The following is an 18,283-nucleotide window of genomic DNA, read 5'->3' as shown; positions in this document are numbered from 1 at the left end:
GAGGTGATTTTGCATGTAACCCTGGCAATTATCGCCAGGGTTTTTTTATTTATCAAAAATTCACTACTAAAACTCCATAGTAGTTCAAAATTTTATTATTTAATAAAAATTAGGAGTGATGAAATGAAAAAAGTAGTGAGTAAGTTAGTATTTTTTATGAGTCTGGGCTTTTTATTAATAACTGCCTGTTCTTTTAGTGTTCTGGCAGCTGAAGAGGCTGAATATGGGGGGACTTTAAATTATCCTTTACCCTATCCACAGAGTATATCGACCCTGGAGCCTGGTCAATCAAATGATGTAACTCAGAGTATTGTAACTAAAGCAATTTTTTCTACCCTGGTCAGAGTAGATGAAGCAAGTGGTAAAATAGTTCCTGATTTAGCCGAATCTTATCAGGTTAGTCAAGATGGTTTAAACTACATCTTTAACTTAAGACACGGAGTTACTTTTCATAACGGAGAGGCTTTTACAGCAGAAGATGTTCGCTTTACTTTTGAAAGAATATTAGATCCTAAACAAGCTTCTGTAGCTACTCCAATTGCTCAAAATATTGCTGGTGCAGCAGATTACATAGCTGGTAAAACAGATCATTTAACAGGCATAAAAATTATTGATGATTATACAATAAAAATAACTTTAGCCAGTCTTGATGTTGGCTTTCTAGATTTAATAGCCAATGAAAAAGCAGCAATTTTACCTGAAGATTATGTAACAAAAGTTGGTAATGATTTTGGTATGGAGCCAGTTGGAACTGGTCCCTTTAAATTTGTCGAATTAAGCCAGGATGAAAAAGTAGTAGTGGCTGCTTTTAAAGATTATTATGCTGGACGTCCCTATCTAGACAAAATTCAATTTATTGTTATGCCAGAAGCAGCTACAAGGACAGCTTCTTTCCGATCAGATGAACTCGATGTTGATCTAGTCTCTGCTGCTCAATATAAGACATATAAAAATAATCCTCAGTATAAAGATCTCCTGGTAGAGGTACCTGAAGTATGGGTTAGAACGGTTATTTTTAATCTAGATTTAGAAAAATTTCAGGATAAAAGAGTTCGACAGGCTTTTAATTATGCAATTGATAAAAAATTAATTGTAGAAAAACTATTAAATGGTAAAGCTACTGCAGCAACTGGCTGGCTTCCTCCCAGCAATATTGCTTATAATCCTGAGCTAAAAGGATATGAATTTAATCCTGAAAAAGCTAAAGAATTAATGCAGGCTGCAGGTTATACACCAGAAAATCCTCTAGAAATTAATATCATTGGAACTAATAATCCCGCCTGGGGTATCCCTGTTATTGAAGCAGCTATGCCTTATCTAAAAAATGTTGGTTTTAAAGTAACTACTGAAGTAGTAGATGGGGCAACCTGGTCAACCAGAGCTCGGCAAGGAGATTTTGATGCTTTTATCTTTTCACTAGGAGGAGAAACTTCGCCAATTAAAGAAATGTCTCTTTTCTTCTGGTCTGAAATACCAAGAACAGCTACTAATTATGGTAATTATAAAAATGAAGAATTTGATAGACTAATTGAAAAAGCTTTGAATACAGTTGACTTAGAACAGAGAATAAAATATGTTCAGGCAGCTGAAAAAGTTTTAGTTGATGATGCTGCTGCCTGGTTTTTTAATTATAATAAAGCAGTTATGATTAGAAAGCCATGGGTTAATGGAATCGTAGGTAACGCTAGAGAAATGACTTATCAGCCTTTTGCAAAGATCTGGCTGAACAGTTCCAGTCCCCGAAAATAGGAGGTGTATCCCAGAAACAGCCTAAAGGCTGTTTCTGGAAATTAAAATGTTAAAGTATTTTAGCAGAAGAATTATCCAGGCAATTATTACAATTTTTGTCCTCTTAACAATCTTATTTTTTGTCATGAATGTCCTTCCCGGTGATGCAGCTTTACTGGCTGGTGATTTAAGAATGGCTAAAAATGAAGCAGTAATTGCTAATATTAGAGCTAAATGGGGACTTGATCAGCCATTAGCAATTCGTTATTTCACTTACATAAAAAATCTATTACATGGTGACTTAGGAACTTCATATCGTACTTCAACAGCAGTTACTAAATTATTATTCCCTAAATTAATTAATACTTTAAAAATAGTCTTTATTGCCTTTTTATTAGCAGTAATTGTAGGAATTTCTCTTGGTTTTATTGCAGCTTTAAATCGCGGCAAACTACTTGATATTATATTAATGGTAATTGCAATATTAGGTATTTCAATGCCTCGTTTCTGGTTAGGACTAATGTTAATGTATTATTTTGCTGTTATTAAAAATATTTTACCTGCAGCTGGAACTGGTAATGGCGCTTTTACTTATTTAATTTTACCTGCTTTAACTTTAAGTATTCCAATGATAGCTCTTATTGCCAGAACAACTAGATCAGCTGTACTAGATGAAATAAATCATGATCACGTTAGAACAGCTAAAGCAAAAGGAATTTCTCAATTAAAAGTAAACTTTAAACATATATTAAGAAATGCCTTAACTTCAATTATTACAATAATTGGTCTGCAGCTTGGTACAATTTTAGCTAATACTGTAGTTGTAGAAAAAGTTTTTGCCTGGCCAGGAATTGGTGTTTTAGTTGTTAATTCTATTTTCAAACGAGATATTCCAGCAATGCAGGGCTGTATTCTAGTTTTTGCAATTGGCTTTATTGTAATTAATCTAACTGTTGATCTCCTTTATGCTTTTTTAGATCCCAGAATATCATATTCTTAAATTTATCTTGCAATTTATTTCAACTCTAGCTATTAAATTTAGTTAATCTACTTATAAGGGAGGTCTTAACAATTAAGTTTAAGCAGAATCCGCAATTATATTTAGGAGTTTTTATCACAGCAGCCGTAATTCTAACAGCTATTTTCGCTCCTCTACTGGCGCCATATGATCCGATTGATGATGCCAATCTTCTTAATAGTCTTGAGCAACCAGGAGATCAGTTTATCTTTGGAACTGATAGACAGGGACGCGATATTTTTAGTCGTATAATTTATGGAGCACGAATTTCTTTAACAATTGGTCTGGTTACTCAAATAATTAATACTTTTGTTGGAGTTTTAATGGGGCTTATAGCTGGCTATTTTGGCGGAAAAATAGATGATCTAATTATGAATATTACTAACTTAATGCTTTCAATTCCGTCTTTAATACTTGCTTTGGCAATTATGGCAGTCCTTGGTCCGGGTTTAATTAATATTTTTATTGCACTTGGTTTTACTCTCTGGACTTACACATGTCGAGTTACTAGAGCTCAAACTTTAGCTATTAAAGAAAAAGAATTTATCTCTGCTGCCAGAGCATTAGGAGCTTCTAACAAAAGAATTATTTTCAAACATATATTACCTAACATCATTGGTCCAGTCCTTGTTATAGCAACTTTTGGAGTTGCTTCAGCTATTTTAATTGAGTCAAGTTTAAGTTTTCTGGGGATTGGTGCTCAACCACCTACTCCAAGCTGGGGTACAATGTTAAGTAATGGAAAAGATTATATCTGGACTGCCCCCTGGATTATGATTTATCCAGGTATAGCAATTGTTTTAACAATTTTAGGTCTAAATTTAATGGGTGATGGTATTAGAGATTATTTAGACCCTCATAAAAAAGGATGATTAGATTGCAAAAAAAATTATTTTATAATGGAAATATTTATACAATGTCAGCTGAACAGCCCATTGCCAATAATGTTTTAATAGAAGCGAACAAAATAATAGCTTTAAATGTTGAATCAGCCCCAGAAGCTGAGTTAATCAACTTGGCTGGTAAGACAATGCTGCCTGGCTTTAATGATAGTCATCTCCATGTACTTAATTTTGGTATGAATCTCAACATAATTGATTTAAATGGTGTTAGCTCAATTGCTGAGTTAATAGAGTTAACCAAAAACTATCTTGCTAAAAATGATGTTAAAGCTGAGCAATGGGTTTTTGGCTGGGGGTGGAATCAAGAACTTTTTAAAGAAAAAAGAATGCCAAATAGATTTGATCTTGATCAGGCAAGTAAACAGATTCCCATTGTTCTTACACGAACTTGTGGTCATCTTGCAGTAGTAAACTCTAAAGCTTTAAATTTATTAGATATATCTGCTAAAACAGAAGTTACTGGTGGTAAAATTGGTAAAGATGAATCAGGTTCTTTAACTGGTATCTTTGCTGAAAATGCTCTCGAGTTAGTTTATAAATGGCGCGATAATCTTGATGTATCTGGAATTAAGTCTCACATATTAAAAGCTGCTAAAAAGCTCAGAAAAATGGGGCTTACTCATGTCCAGACAGACGATTTAGCCAGTACAAATGCCGGTTATCAAAAAGTTATGCAGGCTTATTATGAACTAGCTGATGAAAATAATTTACCGATTAAATTCAACTTACAGCTGCGTCTTAAAACACCTGCTGAAATAAGAGAGTTTTTATCCAAAAATTCACTCAGTAAATATAGTGATTATTTAACACTTGGTCCTTTAAAAATCTTAGCTGATGGTTCTTTAGGTGCTGGCACAGCAGCTTTAAGAAAAAATTATCATGATCAACCCAATAACAAAGGAAAACTGGCATATAGTTATCAAGAGATGTATAATTTGATTGAAACAGCCTTTAAAAATAATTTACAGGTTGCCTGCCATGCAATCGGTGATCGTACTTTAGAAGTTTATTTAGCTATTCTTGGTCAATTACAGCCAAAATTTAATCAGCAGCTTAGGAATAGAATTGTGCACTGTCAAATTAGTGACTATAAGTTATTAAATAAAATGGCTGAATTAAATATTTCAGCAGATATTCAACCTGCTTTTACAGCAACAGACTGGCAAATAGTTGCCAAGAGAGTTGGTAAAGAACGCGAGATATTAAGTTATGCCTGGAAAACTATGTTTGATTTAGGAATTAATGCTGCTGGTGGATCTGACTGCCCAATTGAAACTCCTGCCCCTCTCTGGGGAATTTCCTGTGCAGTCAATAGGCAGGATAAAAATAATAAACCTGAAGGAGGTTGGTTACCCTGGCAAAAACTTACCCTTACTGATGCTTTAAAATTATATACTAAAAATGCAGCTTATAATTGTTTTAAAGAAAACGAAATTGGTCAGATTAAAGAAGATTATCTGGCTGACTTTACTATTTTAGCAGGCAATCCATATAAAATATCCGAAACAAAAATTAAAGATATTGAGGTTGCTGGAACTGTTGTAAATGGTAATCTAGTCTGGAATTAATAATTTGGAGGTAATAAATTAATGGATAGTTACGGTCTTATTTCACTTTTACCACCTCTGCTGGCAATTTTACTTGCCTGGTGGAGTAAACAGGTTGTTTTGTCTTTATTTTTAGGTATTTTTTCAGGAGCACTGGTTATTAATCATTATAACCCCATCCTTGCATTCATGCACACACTGGATAATTATGTATTGGCTTCACTGGCTGATTCGTGGAATGCAGGTATAATTCTTTTCCTACTTGCAATGGGAGGTATGATTGGAATTATCAATAAATCCGGCGGCATTATTGCCATTGGAGAATACGTTGCTGAACGCGCTAACTCTGTTCTTAAAACAAAATTAGCAGCCTGGATTATGGGAGTTTTAATTTTCTTTGATGATTATGCAAATACTTTAATTGTTGGCAATACTATGCGTCCTATTACAGATAAAATGAAAATTTCTCGAGAAAAATTAGCTTTTATAGTTGATCTAACAGCTGCAGCTGTTTCTAGTATTGTACCAATTTCTACCTGGATTGCTTTCGAAGTTGGCTTAATTAAAGATGGGTTTGATGCATTAGGAATTCAGGCAAGTGCATACTCTACTTTTGTACAGACAATACCTTTTCGTTTCTATAGTATACTTGCCCTGGGATTTGCCTTAATTATTATTTTTACTGGTAAAGATTTTGGCCCAATGCTTGCAGCAGAAAAAAGAGCTCGCCAAACTGGAGAAACATTACGTCCTGGTTCTACTCCAATGGTTTCTAAAGAAATGGAAGAAATAGAGCAACCGGAAGGTAAAAGCTTTAGCTTCTTTAATTCTTTTGTGCCAATTCTTGGGGTAATTGCTGTTACAATTATCGGTCTCTGGTATAATGGAGGAGGTCTGGAAACCGGTGTTTCAATTCAGGATGCATATGGTAATGCTGATGCTAGTGTTGTTCTCCTCTGGGCTTCTATTATAGGGAGCTTCCTAGCTGGTGGATTAGCTCTTATTAAAAGAATTATTGGAATTGAAGAAATAGTTGCAGGTTGGATTGATGGAGCAAAGTCAATGTTTATTGCCTGTTTAATTTTAATTCTTGCCTGGTCAATTGGTAGTGTTACTGATGATCTTGGTACTGCTAATTATTTAGTTTCACTGCTGCAGGGAAATATTATGCCCCAAATAGTCCCGGCACTCCTTTTTATAATGGCTTCCTTTATCGCCTTTACTATCGGTAGTTCCTGGGGAACAGTAGCAATTGTAATGCCATTGGCGATTCCTCTGGCTAATTCAATTGGAATTCCTATGCTGCCAACTATTGCAGCAGTTTTAACTGCTGGAGTAATGGGTGATCACTGTTCGCCTATCTCTGATACAACTATTATGTCTTCAACTGCTTCAGCAGTTGATCATATGGATCATGTTACTACTCAAATGCCCTATGCTTTAACTGTAGGAGCAGTTGCTGCTTTATTTGGCTTTCTCCCAGCTGGTTTTGGTGTCCCTGCTTTTTATTCATTACCAGTTGCACTTATAGTTCTTTATTTAATAGTTAATTTCTTTGGTAAAAAAGCTGAAGCATAGCTAGTTGTACAATATAATAATATAAATCTAAAAGCCTCTTCCAATTTTAAAAATTGGAAGAGGCTTAATTATTCTATAAATTCGACTAAAAATTTAACAGATTAAAGTTTGATTAAATAACATTTTACTTATTTAAAAATTATTCTGCTGATAAAATTCAGTTATCTTAGCTTCTGCTACTGGTGGATTAAAATAATAACCCTGAATATAATCATTTCCCATTTTATTTAATAATTCTAATTCAAGTTCCTTTTCTATACCTTCAGCAATAGTTTTTAAGTTTAATAAATGAGCAATATTTATAATTGATTCTACAATATTTTTACTATCAGTATTTAAAGTCATATTTCTAATAAAACTAAGATCAATTTTTAAGTAATCTATCGGAAATTTTTGTAAATAACTAAAAGAAGAGTATCCTGTGCCAAAATCATCTATTGAAATAGCAAAACCCTTCTGCTTCATTTGTTCCATTATTTTTAAACTGTAATCTACATCTCGCATTACACCAGACTCAGTTATTTCAAATTTTATCAGCTCATTTTTAATTAAACTTTTTTTAATAATTTTATAAATTTTATGGAGATGATTTAAATCTTCCAGCTGCTTAGTAGAAAGATTAATTGAAACAGGAACAACTGGAAATCCTTTTTCCAGCCATTGTTTAATTGCAAAAGTAACCTTCTTTATAACTATTAAACCAACTCTTTTAATAAGTAAAGAATTTTCTAAAATAGGCATAAACTCAGCTGGTGCAATAATCCCACGTTCAGGATCATGCCAGCGCAGAAGCGCCTCCATTGCAAAAAGCCTTCCACTCCCAGTATAATATGGCTGATAATAAACTATGAATTCATCATTCTTAATTGCTCGATCCAGCTTGGCTTCTAATCTAGTGTAAGCCTTAATTTCAAGGTTCATTTCTTCATCAAAAAAAGCATAATCATTTTCTTCAATATTAATTAGAGCTATCTCTGCATTTGAAACCAGACTTTTAGAACTTATACAATCATCAGGGTAAATTGAAATCCCTATCTTAGCATTTAGCATAAATGGTTCATTATTACAAGTAAGAGCATTAACAAAAAGGCCTAAAATAGTTTCAGCAAACTTATAAATTAAATTAGCATTCCGATTTACATTAAGCAGCATAGCAAAATTATCGCCGCCAAGATAAGAAACATAATTATCGTTATCTAGTTTAATGCTATTAATTTCTTTTTTGATTTGTTGATTCATCAAATTTGTAACTAAACTAATTAAGCATTTTTCATCTTCCTGGCCATAAATATCATTTAAGTATTTAATCCGATTAATATTGACTACAAGTACTGCTAACTTATGTTCAGAGTCATTATTAAGTGTAATTAAATTATCAATTTTTTCATTAAGAGCTTTTCGATTGGGAATATTAAAAATAATATCATAATTAGCCAGATATTCAATCTTTCTTTTTAATTTTTCATTCTGAGTTATATCCCTGCCCACAGAAATATAATTGATAATTTTATTATTGTGATCTTTGATCGGAGTTATCGTCTGTTCAGAATAAAATAATTCCCCGTTTTTCTTTTTATTGATAATTACATCATTAAAGACTTCACCACTTTTTATAGTTTGCCAGAGATTAGCATAAAATTCCTGCTGATGCTTGCCCGATTTAAAAACAACAGGATTTTTACCAATTAACTCTTCATTTTCATAACCAGTTATATCTTTTACAGTTGTATTTGCATACTCAATTATTCCATTCTGATCAGTAATGACTACCCAATTATCAGTTTCATTAATTGCTTTAACTAATTTCATCATTTTAAATTCTTTTTCCAGTTCATTACTCAGATTTTCAGCAATAGAAATAACTTCCTCAACATTATTATCTTCTTCAATAATGGCATTATTCCAGGTACAGGTAATTAATTCACCATTTTTTTGAACTGCTTTACTAACTAAATCTGCTGGCAGCTGTTCAAGGGTACCATTTTCCCAGTTACGCCAGACATCACGATCTTCTTCAGCAATGATAGTTGAAATAAAGTCTCTATTTATTAATTCTTTTTTTCGCCAGCCTAAAAGTTTAACTGCTGCATTATTTAAATCAATTATATCCCCTGCTCGATTCCAGGAGATAAAAGCAAGTGGTGACTGTTGATAAATAGAATTTAATCTTTTCTTAGTAAAATTCAATTTTTTAAGTAAAAAATCATTACTTTTTGCTGACATCTTTGGAACCCCCCGGCAGATTAATGCCAATAATTATTCATCTTAGTTTTTAAAAGATTATAATCCATTTCTTCAGGCCATAGTTCTGAATTATGATTATTCCTCATTGCTGAAATTAGATTAGCAAACAATAGCTGATCAGTAAAATACTTAGCAAAATCATTTCTAATATTAGCTCGAGTAGTTTTTTTATCATAGGGACAATTACTTGCTAAAACTTCTATTCCTTTAGCTTTAACAGCTGTTTTAATCTCTTCTTCTCTTAAATAAATTAAAGGACGGATAATACTAACCCGATTTTGATCCAGATAACGATTAGGTTGTAAAGTTTTAAGTTGACCAGAATAGAATAAACTAAGCAAAAAAGTTTCTACAACATCATCAAGATGATGTCCAAAAGCTACTTTATTAAAATTATTTTGATTTAAATGATTAATTATTGCCCCTTTTCTAAAATAAGAGCACTTAGCACAGGGACTATTATCTGTTGTTTGATTAATATATTCAGCAATTTTAGTTTCAATAACTGTTAAATCAACACCTAACTGCTGGCAAAAATCACTTAATTTATTAAGAAAAGTTGTTTTAAAACCAGGTTCAACATGGATAGCTGTTAAATTAAAATCTATTTTAAAATTAAGCTGTAATAATCTCAACACATAAAGCAAGAAATTGCTATCTTTGCCCCCAGATAATCCGACAGCTATTCGATCTCCAGCTTTAATTAAATCAAATTCAGCAATTGCTTTAACTGCTTTATTAGTTAACTCACTGTTTAAAAAAAGTTTCATTAAGCCTACTCCTTATTTAATTATGCAGCCAATTTAATAAATCTGCAGCTTGATTCTCTGCTATTTTTAAGCCTGAATTATAAAGTCTCTCCAGCTGTTTAACATCTTTGCTAAATCGGTCAATTTCCAGGTTGACTGGCCGAAAAACAAAAATTTTTCCAGCTGCTTCTTGAGCTTCAATTAGCTCTAAGGTATTATTATAAACTTGATGTCTGTGTAAAATATCATCAACTAAATTAGGATAATTGCGTAAAAATAAATTTAATAAAAATTTACCTTTAACTTTTTCTTTTTGATAATCTCTTTCTCTAGTTAAAATAACAACAGCTTTTTCGAAACCATCACTAAAAGCTTTCTTAACCGGAATTGGGTCTTTTATCCCACCATCCAGGTAAAGTCTATCTCCAATTTGAACTGGACTGGAAACAAGCGGAAGACTGCTGGAAGCTTTAAAAGTTTTATCTATTATATCTAAATTAGAGCCAGACTGAGGACTAAAATATTTAATTTCACCACTCTGACAATCAGTTGCTGCAACAGTTAACTTAGTTGTTGACTTTTTAAAATTATCATAATCAAAAGGTAATATCTCATGCGGTAGTTCATGAAATAAAAAATCCATTCCGAAGTAGTTACCATCTTTAATCAAATTTTTAAATCCCATATATCTTTCATCTGTAACTAACTCTGTAAAAATCTTTTTATTTCTAAGACGCTGCCTACTAGTATAATTAGCACCATTATTTGCACCAGCAGAAACACCAATAGTATAATTAAAATAAATATTATTACTTAAAAAATAATCAATTATTCCAGCTGTAAAAGCTCCTCTCATCCCACCACCTTCCAGGACAAGAGCACAGTTTTCAATTAACACTTTGCCAACACCTCTCTGCTAATTTTATTTAATTAATAAGGTATTAGAATTAAAATAATTAAAAAATAAAAGCCAGTAAAAAAGCTAATAAATTAAGATAATTAAAGATTGTAAAATTTTTAACCGCTAAAACAAAAGTTTCTTTTTTGTTCTGCTTTAGCTTAAAAATATTAATATTTTTTCTTAAATAGGGCCAACTTATAAAAACAATTATTGCATAAACTGGTACAATATTTAATAAGATTGCAGCCAATACACTAAGATAGCTAAAATAATATAACCAGCTAAAAATAGTTAAACTTTTTTCTTTACCCAAATATGTTGCTAAAGTATATCTATTATTTGATAAGTCATCTTTGATATCACAAATGTTATTAGCCAGCATAATGGCAGCTATTTCTAAAATAAGAGGAAAAGAAAAAATAAATATTCTAATTAAGTCAGGGTATATTATTGTTAAATTAAGCTTTGCTCCAATTAAACTTAAATTAATTAGATCAGATTTTTGAATATAAATTGTTAAGAAAGTAATTACAAATCCCATAAAAAAACCTGAAAAAACTTCTCCGAACGGTGTTCGGGAAATTGGAATTGGACCTGAAGTATATAAAATTCCAACTAAAAATGATAATGCACCTAATAAGATAATTAATAAATCAGTTCGCAAATAAAGCAGCAAACCACTTACTACTGCTATTGAGAAAAGCATTATAATTGTTATGAAAACAGTTCTACTGGCTAGATTATATTTTACTACTGCATTATGAACTTCATAATTAAAACCATGCTTTTTTTTAGCAGTTAAATAGTCCTGAAAGTTATTTAAAGCCGTTGTTGCCATATCAACTGCCAATAAGGAGATCAACATTAAAATAAAATTAAGCAAATTAAAACCTTTATAATGATAAAGTACATAAGCATTGGCCAGTAAAAATGGAGTCATACTTGCTATTTTAGTTCTTAATTCAACTAATTCTAAGAAAACTTTAGGAGTCATTTTTATCACCATAAAATAAAATTTAGTTAGTTTAATCTATAAAATTAATTTTTAAATTATTTTAATCATTTTTAAATTTAATCTTTAATTTCTGATATACAAAATCTGGCACTAATTCTTTAATATCGCCAGCAAAATAAGCTGCTTCTTTAATTACACTGGAACTTAAAAAAGCATATTTAGTATCTGTCATTAAAAAAATAGTCTCTATTTCCTGATCAAGATGTTTATTCATAGAAGCCATCTGAAATTCTCCTTCAAAATCAGAAACAGCTCGCAAACCACGTAAAATAGCGCCTGCACCAATTGATTTCACATATTTAGTAGTCAAACCAGAAAAAGAATCTACAGTTACATTTTTAAAATCAGCTGTTGCCTGTTCAAGCATTTCAACTCTTTCTGACATCGAAAACACTGGTTTTTTATTAGGATTACAAAAAACTGAAATTACTACTTCATCAAAAATATTGGCAGCTCTTTTAACAAGATCAAGATGGCCGTTTGTGACTGGATCGAAACTTCCTGGATAAACAATTTTTTTCATCATCTTAACTCCCTCTTATAACATTAATTTGATTTATAGATTGTTAATAATGAATTACCGTATTTTTTAGATTTAATTATAGTTAGATCACTAAACTCAACTGCTTTTTCTGCAGCAGATCTTTCTGAAATAATTAACGCATTTTCGTTAAGTAACTTTTGAGCCTGAATTAACTCTACTGCTTGTTCAGTCAGTCCCTGCTGATAAGGAGGATCCATAAAGATAAGATCATATTTCTGCTGTGTTTGTTTTAAAAAAGCAAATACATCCTGCTGCTCTAATTTTGCTCCAGTCATTAATTTGCTTTTTTCAAGATTTTCTCGAATTATTTGCAAATGAGAGCTGCTTTTTTCAACAAATTGACAGCTAACAGCGCCTCTACTTAAAGCTTCAATACCTAAATTACCAAAACCAGCAAATAAATCAAGCACTATTGCTCCCGGCAAATAAAAAGCAATAATATTAAACATTGATTCTTTTACTCTATCAAGAGTAGGTCTAACATCTCTTCCTTTTAAACTTTTAAGGGGAATTCCTCCCGCTTTTCCTGCTATAATACGCATTAATTACCTCCAATTAATTCCAAATTTAAAATTAATTATACCTTTACCTCCAATTTTTTAACTCGCTCAGCAAGCCGGGGATATTTATTCTGCCAATTATTATTATCTAGCAAAGCAGCTGCTTCCTGCCTAGATTTAGCTAGCAAATCATGATCTGTCATTAAATTAGCAACTTTTAAATCTGCAATTCCATGCTGTCTTGTTCCAAAAAATTCTCCTGGACCCCTTAACTCTAGATCAGCTTCTGCAATCTTAAATCCATCATTTGTTTTGACCATTATATCAAGCCTCTGCTTAGCTTCTTGTCCCTGAGCATCTGAAATCAAAATACAAAAAGATTGTTTACTACCTCTACCAACCCGACCTCTTAGCTGATGAAGCTGGGCTAAACCAAATCTTTCTGCATTTTCAATTACCATAATTGTAGCATTGCTTACATCAACCCCAACTTCAATTACAGTTGTTGCTATTAGAACCTGAATTTTTCCCTGGCGAAATTTTTCCATAATTTCTTTTTTTTCTGCTGACTTAATTGAACTATGAATTAGAGCAACTTGATAATCATTAAAGATACCTTTAACTAGTTCTTGATATAATTGCTCAGCTGATTTTAAATCAGGTAATTCTTCTGAAGGTTCAATTAACGGACATACTATATAAATCTGACGCCCTGCCGCAAGTTTAGTTAACAGAAATTGATAAATTTTTTTACGTCTATTTTTACGCCTCCAGAAAGTTGCTATTCTTTTACGTCCAGGTGGAAGTTCATCAATAATTGATAAATCAAGGTCACCATACAGCAGCATCGCCATAGAGCGTGGAATAGGAGTTGCTGTCATAATCAATAAATCTGGATTATTACCTTTTTCCTTAAGAGTATGGCGCTGTTCTACCCCAAAACGATGCTGTTCATCAATTACAACCAGGCCTGGATTATAATACTCTAGCTTATCCTGAAACAAGGCATGTGTACCAATTATTAAATCAATAGTAGAGTCTTTAATACCTGACTCAACTTCTTTCCGGGCCGCAGCTTTCAAGCTGCCAGTAATTAGCTCAATATTTATTGCAAAATCACTAAATAATTCCTTAAAATTAAGATAATGCTGTTCTGCTAAAATCTCAGTGGGAGCCATAAAAATCCCCTGATAGCCATTAGCAACTGTCTCTAATAAAGAAAGGGCTGCAATTACAGTCTTACCTGAACCAACATCTCCCTGCAGCAGCCTTGCCATTATTCGATTGCTTTCCATATCTTGACGAATCTCCTGCCAGACTCTTTTTTGGGCAGAAGTAAGCTCAAAATCTAATTCAGCTAAAAATTGATTGATCTGATTTTCCTGATATTTATGCTGAATTCCAGTTTGGGCAGCCATTGCTTTCTTTTCAGCCAAAGAATAAAGTTGAAAAATTAGAAATTCTTGAAAAGCCAATCTCTGGCGAGATCTATTTTGGTGAGTAAAATTTTTAGGATAATGCATCCCTAAAATTGCAGTTTTAAGATCAGGAAATTTGTGTTTTTCTAAAATATAATCAGGCAAAATTTCTTTTACCAATGGTAGATATTTTTTTAGTGCATTAGCAATTACTTTTCTTAAACGGCGCTGGTTTATTCCTTCAGTAAGTGGATAAACAGGTACTATTCTACCAGTATTTAAAACTGAGTTTTGGTCAGTTAACTTCTCATAAACTGGATTATTAATATCTTTGCTCTTATATTTACGCCAATTTTTCTCGCTGATTTTACCACTTAATAAATAATACTCACCCTCGTTAAATTTATCACGTAAATATGACTGATTAAACCAGACGCCATTGATCACACCAGTATCATCACTAAAACTTATTTTCAAAATATCAAAATTATTTCTAATTCGATGATAATCGATTTTAATTACTTTAGCTTTAAAAGTTGCTGTTTGACCTGGACTGGCAAATCTGATTTCTGTTATCTGACTTCTATCTTCATATTCACGGGGAAAATAATAAAGCAGATCAGCCACAGTTTTGATATCTAAATTAGCAAGGCGCTCAGACCACCTGGGACCTACGCCTTTAATAAATTGTACCTCATCTGCTAATTGAGCTGCCATTAGTCTAATAACTCTCCTTTATAAATCACAATTCCATATACGAGTGGACCTGTATGTGAAGTCAATACATTTCCAATCTTATTTTCAAACAATTTATAAGTAAGCTGCTCCTGATTATTCAGTTCAGCAGTTAATAGTTCTTTAAACTGCTGATAATTATCACTTTTTTTAGCATATATACAAGCTAAATTAACTCTACTCTGTTCAGAAACAGCATCTTTAACTAATTCAACTAATTTTAAATTGGTCTTTTTATAACCTCTTACTTTATCTTTAGGTAGTATCTTACCTGATTCTTTAGCCAGCTCTAAAATAGGATTAAAGTTAAAAATTGTTCCTAAAAAAGCCTGTGCTTTACCAATTCTGCCACCTTTTTCAAGATAAGTCAGTTCATTTACAGTAAAATAAATCTGTAAATTTTGACGAGCAGCAATAACTTCTTTTTCAATTTCAGTTAATTTTTTGCCCTGTTTAATTAATTTAGCTGCCAGTACAACTAAAAAGCCGAGCCCAGTACTTGTAGAGGTAGAGTCAATTACTGAAATCTCTAGATCCGAAACCTGACTTGCTGCTAATTTAGCAGATTCGAAAGTTCCACTTAAAGCAGCCGAAATATGAAGAGAAATAACCTGCTCATATTGTGCAGCTAGCTCCTGATATTTCTGTAAAAAAGCTCCCACAGCTGGTTGTGAAGTAGTAGGCAACTGCCTTGAAGTCTCCATCAATTCAATAAAACGATCAGCTGTTAGATCAACTTTATCAAAATAACTATCCTCACCAACCTGAACTGTAAGTGGAACTACTTCTATTTCATATTTAGCTAGAATTTCGGTCGGCAAATCACAGGTGCTATCTGTTACTAGAGCAATCATAATAACACATCCTTATTCTAAAGAAATTATAAACGGATATAATGGCTGACCACCAGAGTAAAGTTCAACTTCATCAAAATCATATTCTGCAGTAATAATTTCTTTGATTTCTGCTGCTTGCTCAGCTGTAACATCTTCTCCATAATAAATTGTAACTAACTCTTCATCTGCTGCTGTTTGCTGCAGCAGCTGCTGAATAGTTTCTATTTCATTAGTTGCAGTAACTACTATTTTACCCTCACAAAGGCCAATAAAATTATCCTGCTTAATCTGCATTCCATTAACCTTAGAATCTTTAACAGCTCGAGTAATTTCTAATGTTTTTACGTAAGTTAATTCAGCTTCCATTTCATCTTTTAGTTCAACTGGCTTCAAATCATCATTATAAGCCATCATTGCAGTTATTGCCTGAGGAATAGATTTAGTTTCAACAATTGCAACTGCTTTATCAGTTAGTTCAGCAACTTGTTTAGCCGCTGAAATTATATTTTTATTATTAGGTAGAATTATAATTTGATTACTGCTCAACTTTTTGACTGCTTCTAAGAAGTCATTAGTAGAAGGATTCATAGATTGACCACCTTCAATTACATAATCAACTCCCAATTCATGCAGAATATTAATTATACCTTCTCCATTAGCTACGGAGATAATACCAGTATTTTTTTCTACTGTAATTTTTGCTTGTTTAGAAACAGATTCTTGATCAGAATCAGATGTTTTAGCTATAGAATCATTATCCTGCTGTGACTCAGCCGAATCATGAGCAGCCTGATTAGGATGAAATTGAGAATGATCAAAAAACTCGTCATTTTCTCGCCTAACTTTTTCTTGATTTTGTTTACGCATATTATCTATTTTTATATCAAAGACTTTACCCTTTTTAAGACCATATTCGAGCACTACACCAGGATGATTAGTATGCACATGAATTTTAATAATTTCATCACTACCAACTACCATAATTGAGTCACCATAATCCTGCAGATCTTTTCTAGTCTTATTAATTACAGTATCTAAATCATTAATTCTGCTATCAATTTCAATTAAAAGCTGTGTACAATAAGTGAATTTGATATCAGCAGCAGGCTCTGATTTTTTTTGAGTATTTTTTTCAGCTTCAACCTCAGCAGAAGTAATTTCTTCTCCCCGCAGTCCTTTTAACATTCCTTCTAAAATAGTTACATAGCCCTGACCTCCAGCGTCAACTACCTCCGCCTCTTTTAGAGCAGCAAGTAAATCAGGTGTTCTTTTTAGAGAAGCTTTAGCTTCTTTAATTACTATTTCAAGCAGCTCTCCTACACCCTGGCCAGATTTTGCTTTTTTTTCTGCTTCAGCAGCTGCTTCTCTAGAAACAGTTAAAATTGTTCCTTCAACTGGCTTTAATACTCCATGATAAGCCACTTCTGAAGCTTTTTTAAGAGCTTCAGCTAAAGATCTGCTGTCTAGATCTTCTCTGCCTTTTAAAGCCTGAGAAAGACCTCTGATTAACTGAGAAAGAATAACTCCTGAATTACCACGTGCTCCCATTAATGCACCTTTAGATAAAGCTGCTGCTAATTGGGAAACATTGGCTGTTTCTTTCCCTTTTAAAGAAGAAACGGCTTCTTTAAAAGTTAAATACATATTAGTACCTGTATCACCATCTGGAACTGGAAATACGTTTAATGAATCAATAAATGACTTCTGCTCTTTTAACCAGTAAAGAGCAGTATTCATCATATCTATAAATTGTTTTGAATTAACTTTAGTTAGCTTTTCTTGATTATTAATTGGCATCGCCAACCCTCACTCCCCTTACATTTACATCTATTGTTACAACTTCTATTCCAACTTTATTCTGGAGGGTATAGCGGACTCTGTCCATTACATTATGAGCTACTTCATGAATATTAGTACCATATTCTACTATAATATTTAAATCAAGATGAACTTTTTCACCATTAATATTTACACCTACACCCTTACTTATATTATCCCAGCCTAACAAGTCAGCTAATCCATCCTGCATTCCCCGCGAAGACATGCCAACCAGGCCATAACACTCCATAACAGCAATACCTGCTGTTTTAGCTATAACTTCTTCATCAATTATAATCTTACCAAGTTCATTTTTTAATTCTTTTTCCATTATTAACACCTCTTTTCATACATAATAATTCTATCTCATAAAATTGTTCTATGCAAGAAAAAATTAAAATGAGTTTCCCCATTTTTTAAAATAGCAAAAACTCAAAGTTATCAACAGTCAAAATTGTGGATAATTAGCTCTTAGAAACCCTTAAAATAGATTATCCACAGATTACGTAAAAAAGGTGAAACAAGCTCCTTCTTTTGGTATAATTAGTTTGCAGACAAAAAACACCAAAAGGAGTTGTTTCACCGTGACTAATTATACCAGATTAATCTATGAAATTAAACGAAAAGTAAGTAATTTCTCTAAAAAAATATCAAAAGGTTTATCAAAACCTAAAACTAAATTCATATCTCAAATGATTTACGGACTTTTAGATAGTCAATCAGTGCTTTTAAGTAATATTGGCAGATCTT

At 32.4% G+C, this 18,283-nt stretch carries 15 protein-coding genes; 5 read left to right on the top strand and 10 right to left on the bottom strand.

The genetic code is table 11. The features are described from left to right. Positions 1–123: 123 nt before the first annotated feature. The 5 genes from BMZ74_RS00075 (at position 124) to BMZ74_RS00055 (ending at position 6,773) form a co-directional block, all read left to right on the top strand. Complete coding sequence (locus BMZ74_RS00075; RefSeq protein WP_089857775.1) at positions 124–1,749, top strand: ABC transporter substrate-binding protein; 1,626 nt, start codon at positions 124–126, stop codon at positions 1,747–1,749. A gap of 46 nt (positions 1,750–1,795) precedes the next feature. Then, positions 1,796–2,728 (top strand): ABC transporter permease, encoded by a 933-nt coding sequence (locus tag BMZ74_RS00070; protein WP_089857773.1) that lies wholly within the window; start codon positions 1,796–1,798, stop codon positions 2,726–2,728. 71 nt (positions 2,729–2,799) lie between these two features. Then, entirely contained in the window at positions 2,800–3,618 is an 819-nt protein-coding gene (locus tag BMZ74_RS00065) for an ABC transporter permease subunit (protein ID WP_089857770.1), read from the top strand. A gap of 5 nt (positions 3,619–3,623) precedes the next feature. Continuing rightward, on the top strand, positions 3,624–5,216 hold the full coding sequence (locus BMZ74_RS00060) for an amidohydrolase (protein WP_245750763.1): 1,593 nt from the start codon (positions 3,624–3,626) through the stop codon (positions 5,214–5,216). Positions 5,217–5,237: 21 nt separating this feature from the next. After that, on the top strand, positions 5,238–6,773 hold the full coding sequence (locus tag BMZ74_RS00055) for a Na+/H+ antiporter NhaC family protein (RefSeq protein WP_089857763.1): 1,536 nt from the start codon (positions 5,238–5,240) through the stop codon (positions 6,771–6,773). Positions 6,774–6,905: 132 nt separating this feature from the next. Here the strand turns inward: BMZ74_RS00055 and BMZ74_RS00050 are convergent, their stop codons facing one another. The 10 genes from BMZ74_RS00050 to BMZ74_RS00005 all read right to left on the bottom strand — a co-directional run bounded on the left by BMZ74_RS00050 (position 6,906) and on the right by BMZ74_RS00005 (position 17,864). After that, on the bottom strand, positions 6,906–8,996 hold the full coding sequence (locus BMZ74_RS00050) for a bifunctional diguanylate cyclase/phosphodiesterase (RefSeq protein WP_089857760.1): 2,091 nt from the start codon (positions 8,994–8,996) through the stop codon (positions 6,906–6,908). Between the two features lie 20 nt (positions 8,997–9,016). Beyond that, a complete protein-coding gene (locus BMZ74_RS00045; protein WP_089857757.1) occupies positions 9,017–9,787 on the bottom strand; it encodes a tRNA lysidine(34) synthetase in 771 nt (256 codons plus the stop codon). A 16-nt stretch (positions 9,788–9,803) separates the two neighbouring features. Continuing rightward, complete coding sequence (locus tag BMZ74_RS00040; RefSeq protein WP_089857754.1) at positions 9,804–10,664, bottom strand: patatin-like phospholipase family protein; 861 nt, start codon at positions 10,662–10,664, stop codon at positions 9,804–9,806. A gap of 58 nt (positions 10,665–10,722) precedes the next feature. After that, positions 10,723–11,661: a 1,4-dihydroxy-2-naphthoate polyprenyltransferase gene (locus BMZ74_RS00035; protein WP_089857751.1), complete on the bottom strand. Its 939-nt coding sequence runs from the start codon at positions 11,659–11,661 to the stop codon at positions 10,723–10,725. 61 nt (positions 11,662–11,722) lie between these two features. Beyond that, positions 11,723–12,205 (bottom strand): pantetheine-phosphate adenylyltransferase, encoded by a 483-nt coding sequence (gene coaD / locus BMZ74_RS00030; RefSeq protein WP_089857748.1) that lies wholly within the window; start codon positions 12,203–12,205, stop codon positions 11,723–11,725. 23 nt (positions 12,206–12,228) lie between these two features. After that, positions 12,229–12,768 carry a 16S rRNA (guanine(966)-N(2))-methyltransferase RsmD gene (gene rsmD, locus BMZ74_RS00025; RefSeq protein WP_089857745.1) on the bottom strand — a complete coding sequence of 180 codons (540 nt, stop codon included), beginning with the start codon at positions 12,766–12,768 and terminating at the stop codon, positions 12,229–12,231. A 35-nt stretch (positions 12,769–12,803) separates the two neighbouring features. Further along, positions 12,804–14,861, bottom strand: a complete 2,058-nt coding sequence (gene recG, locus BMZ74_RS00020) for an ATP-dependent DNA helicase RecG (protein ID WP_089857742.1) — start codon at positions 14,859–14,861, stop codon at positions 12,804–12,806. Next, complete coding sequence (locus BMZ74_RS00015; RefSeq protein WP_089857739.1) at positions 14,861–15,733, bottom strand: DegV family protein; 873 nt, start codon at positions 15,731–15,733, stop codon at positions 14,861–14,863. Before BMZ74_RS00015 ends, recG begins: the two co-directional genes overlap by 1 nt. 12 nt (positions 15,734–15,745) lie before the next feature. Next, complete coding sequence (locus BMZ74_RS00010) at positions 15,746–17,512, bottom strand: DAK2 domain-containing protein (RefSeq protein WP_089857737.1); 1,767 nt, start codon at positions 17,510–17,512, stop codon at positions 15,746–15,748. Next, the gene (locus BMZ74_RS00005) at positions 17,502–17,864 is read right to left on the bottom strand and encodes an Asp23/Gls24 family envelope stress response protein (RefSeq protein ID WP_089857734.1); all 363 of its coding nucleotides are present in this window, start codon (positions 17,862–17,864) and stop codon (positions 17,502–17,504) included. Before BMZ74_RS00005 ends, BMZ74_RS00010 begins: the two co-directional genes overlap by 11 nt. Positions 17,865–18,283 lie beyond the last annotated feature (419 nt).

Origin of the sequence: Halanaerobium salsuginis (assembly GCF_900114545.1) — a bacterium.
GTDB lineage: Bacteria > Bacillota > Halanaerobiia > Halanaerobiales > Halanaerobiaceae > Halanaerobium > Halanaerobium salsuginis.
The sequence above is the reverse complement of the archived record's forward strand: the minus strand, read 5'-3'. Positions and strand labels throughout refer to the sequence as shown.

Excerpts from the sequence above, each read along its gene's own strand:
- BMZ74_RS00045 (WP_089857757.1), bottom strand. The coding sequence starts at position 9,787 with ATGAAACTTTTTTTAAACAGTGAGTTAACTAATAAAGCAGTTAAAGCA.
- BMZ74_RS00035 (WP_089857751.1), bottom strand. The coding sequence starts at position 11,661 with ATGACTCCTAAAGTTTTCTTAGAATTAGTTGAATTAAGAACTAAAATA.
- BMZ74_RS00050 (WP_089857760.1), bottom strand. The coding sequence starts at position 8,996 with ATGTCAGCAAAAAGTAATGATTTTTTACTTAAAAAATTGAATTTTACT.
- BMZ74_RS00010 (WP_089857737.1), bottom strand. The coding sequence starts at position 17,512 with ATGCCAATTAATAATCAAGAAAAGCTAACTAAAGTTAATTCAAAACAA.
- BMZ74_RS00070 (WP_089857773.1), top strand. The coding sequence starts at position 1,796 with ATGTTAAAGTATTTTAGCAGAAGAATTATCCAGGCAATTATTACAATT.
- BMZ74_RS00005 (WP_089857734.1), bottom strand. The coding sequence starts at position 17,864 with ATGGAAAAAGAATTAAAAAATGAACTTGGTAAGATTATAATTGATGAA.
- BMZ74_RS00015 (WP_089857739.1), bottom strand. The coding sequence starts at position 15,733 with ATGATTGCTCTAGTAACAGATAGCACCTGTGATTTGCCGACCGAAATT.
- recG (WP_089857742.1), bottom strand. The coding sequence starts at position 14,861 with ATGGCAGCTCAATTAGCAGATGAGGTACAATTTATTAAAGGCGTAGGT.
- BMZ74_RS00055 (WP_089857763.1), top strand. The coding sequence starts at position 5,238 with ATGGATAGTTACGGTCTTATTTCACTTTTACCACCTCTGCTGGCAATT.
- BMZ74_RS00075 (WP_089857775.1), top strand. The coding sequence starts at position 124 with ATGAAAAAAGTAGTGAGTAAGTTAGTATTTTTTATGAGTCTGGGCTTT.
- coaD (WP_089857748.1), bottom strand. The coding sequence starts at position 12,205 with ATGAAAAAAATTGTTTATCCAGGAAGTTTCGATCCAGTCACAAACGGC.
- rsmD (WP_089857745.1), bottom strand. The coding sequence starts at position 12,768 with ATGCGTATTATAGCAGGAAAAGCGGGAGGAATTCCCCTTAAAAGTTTA.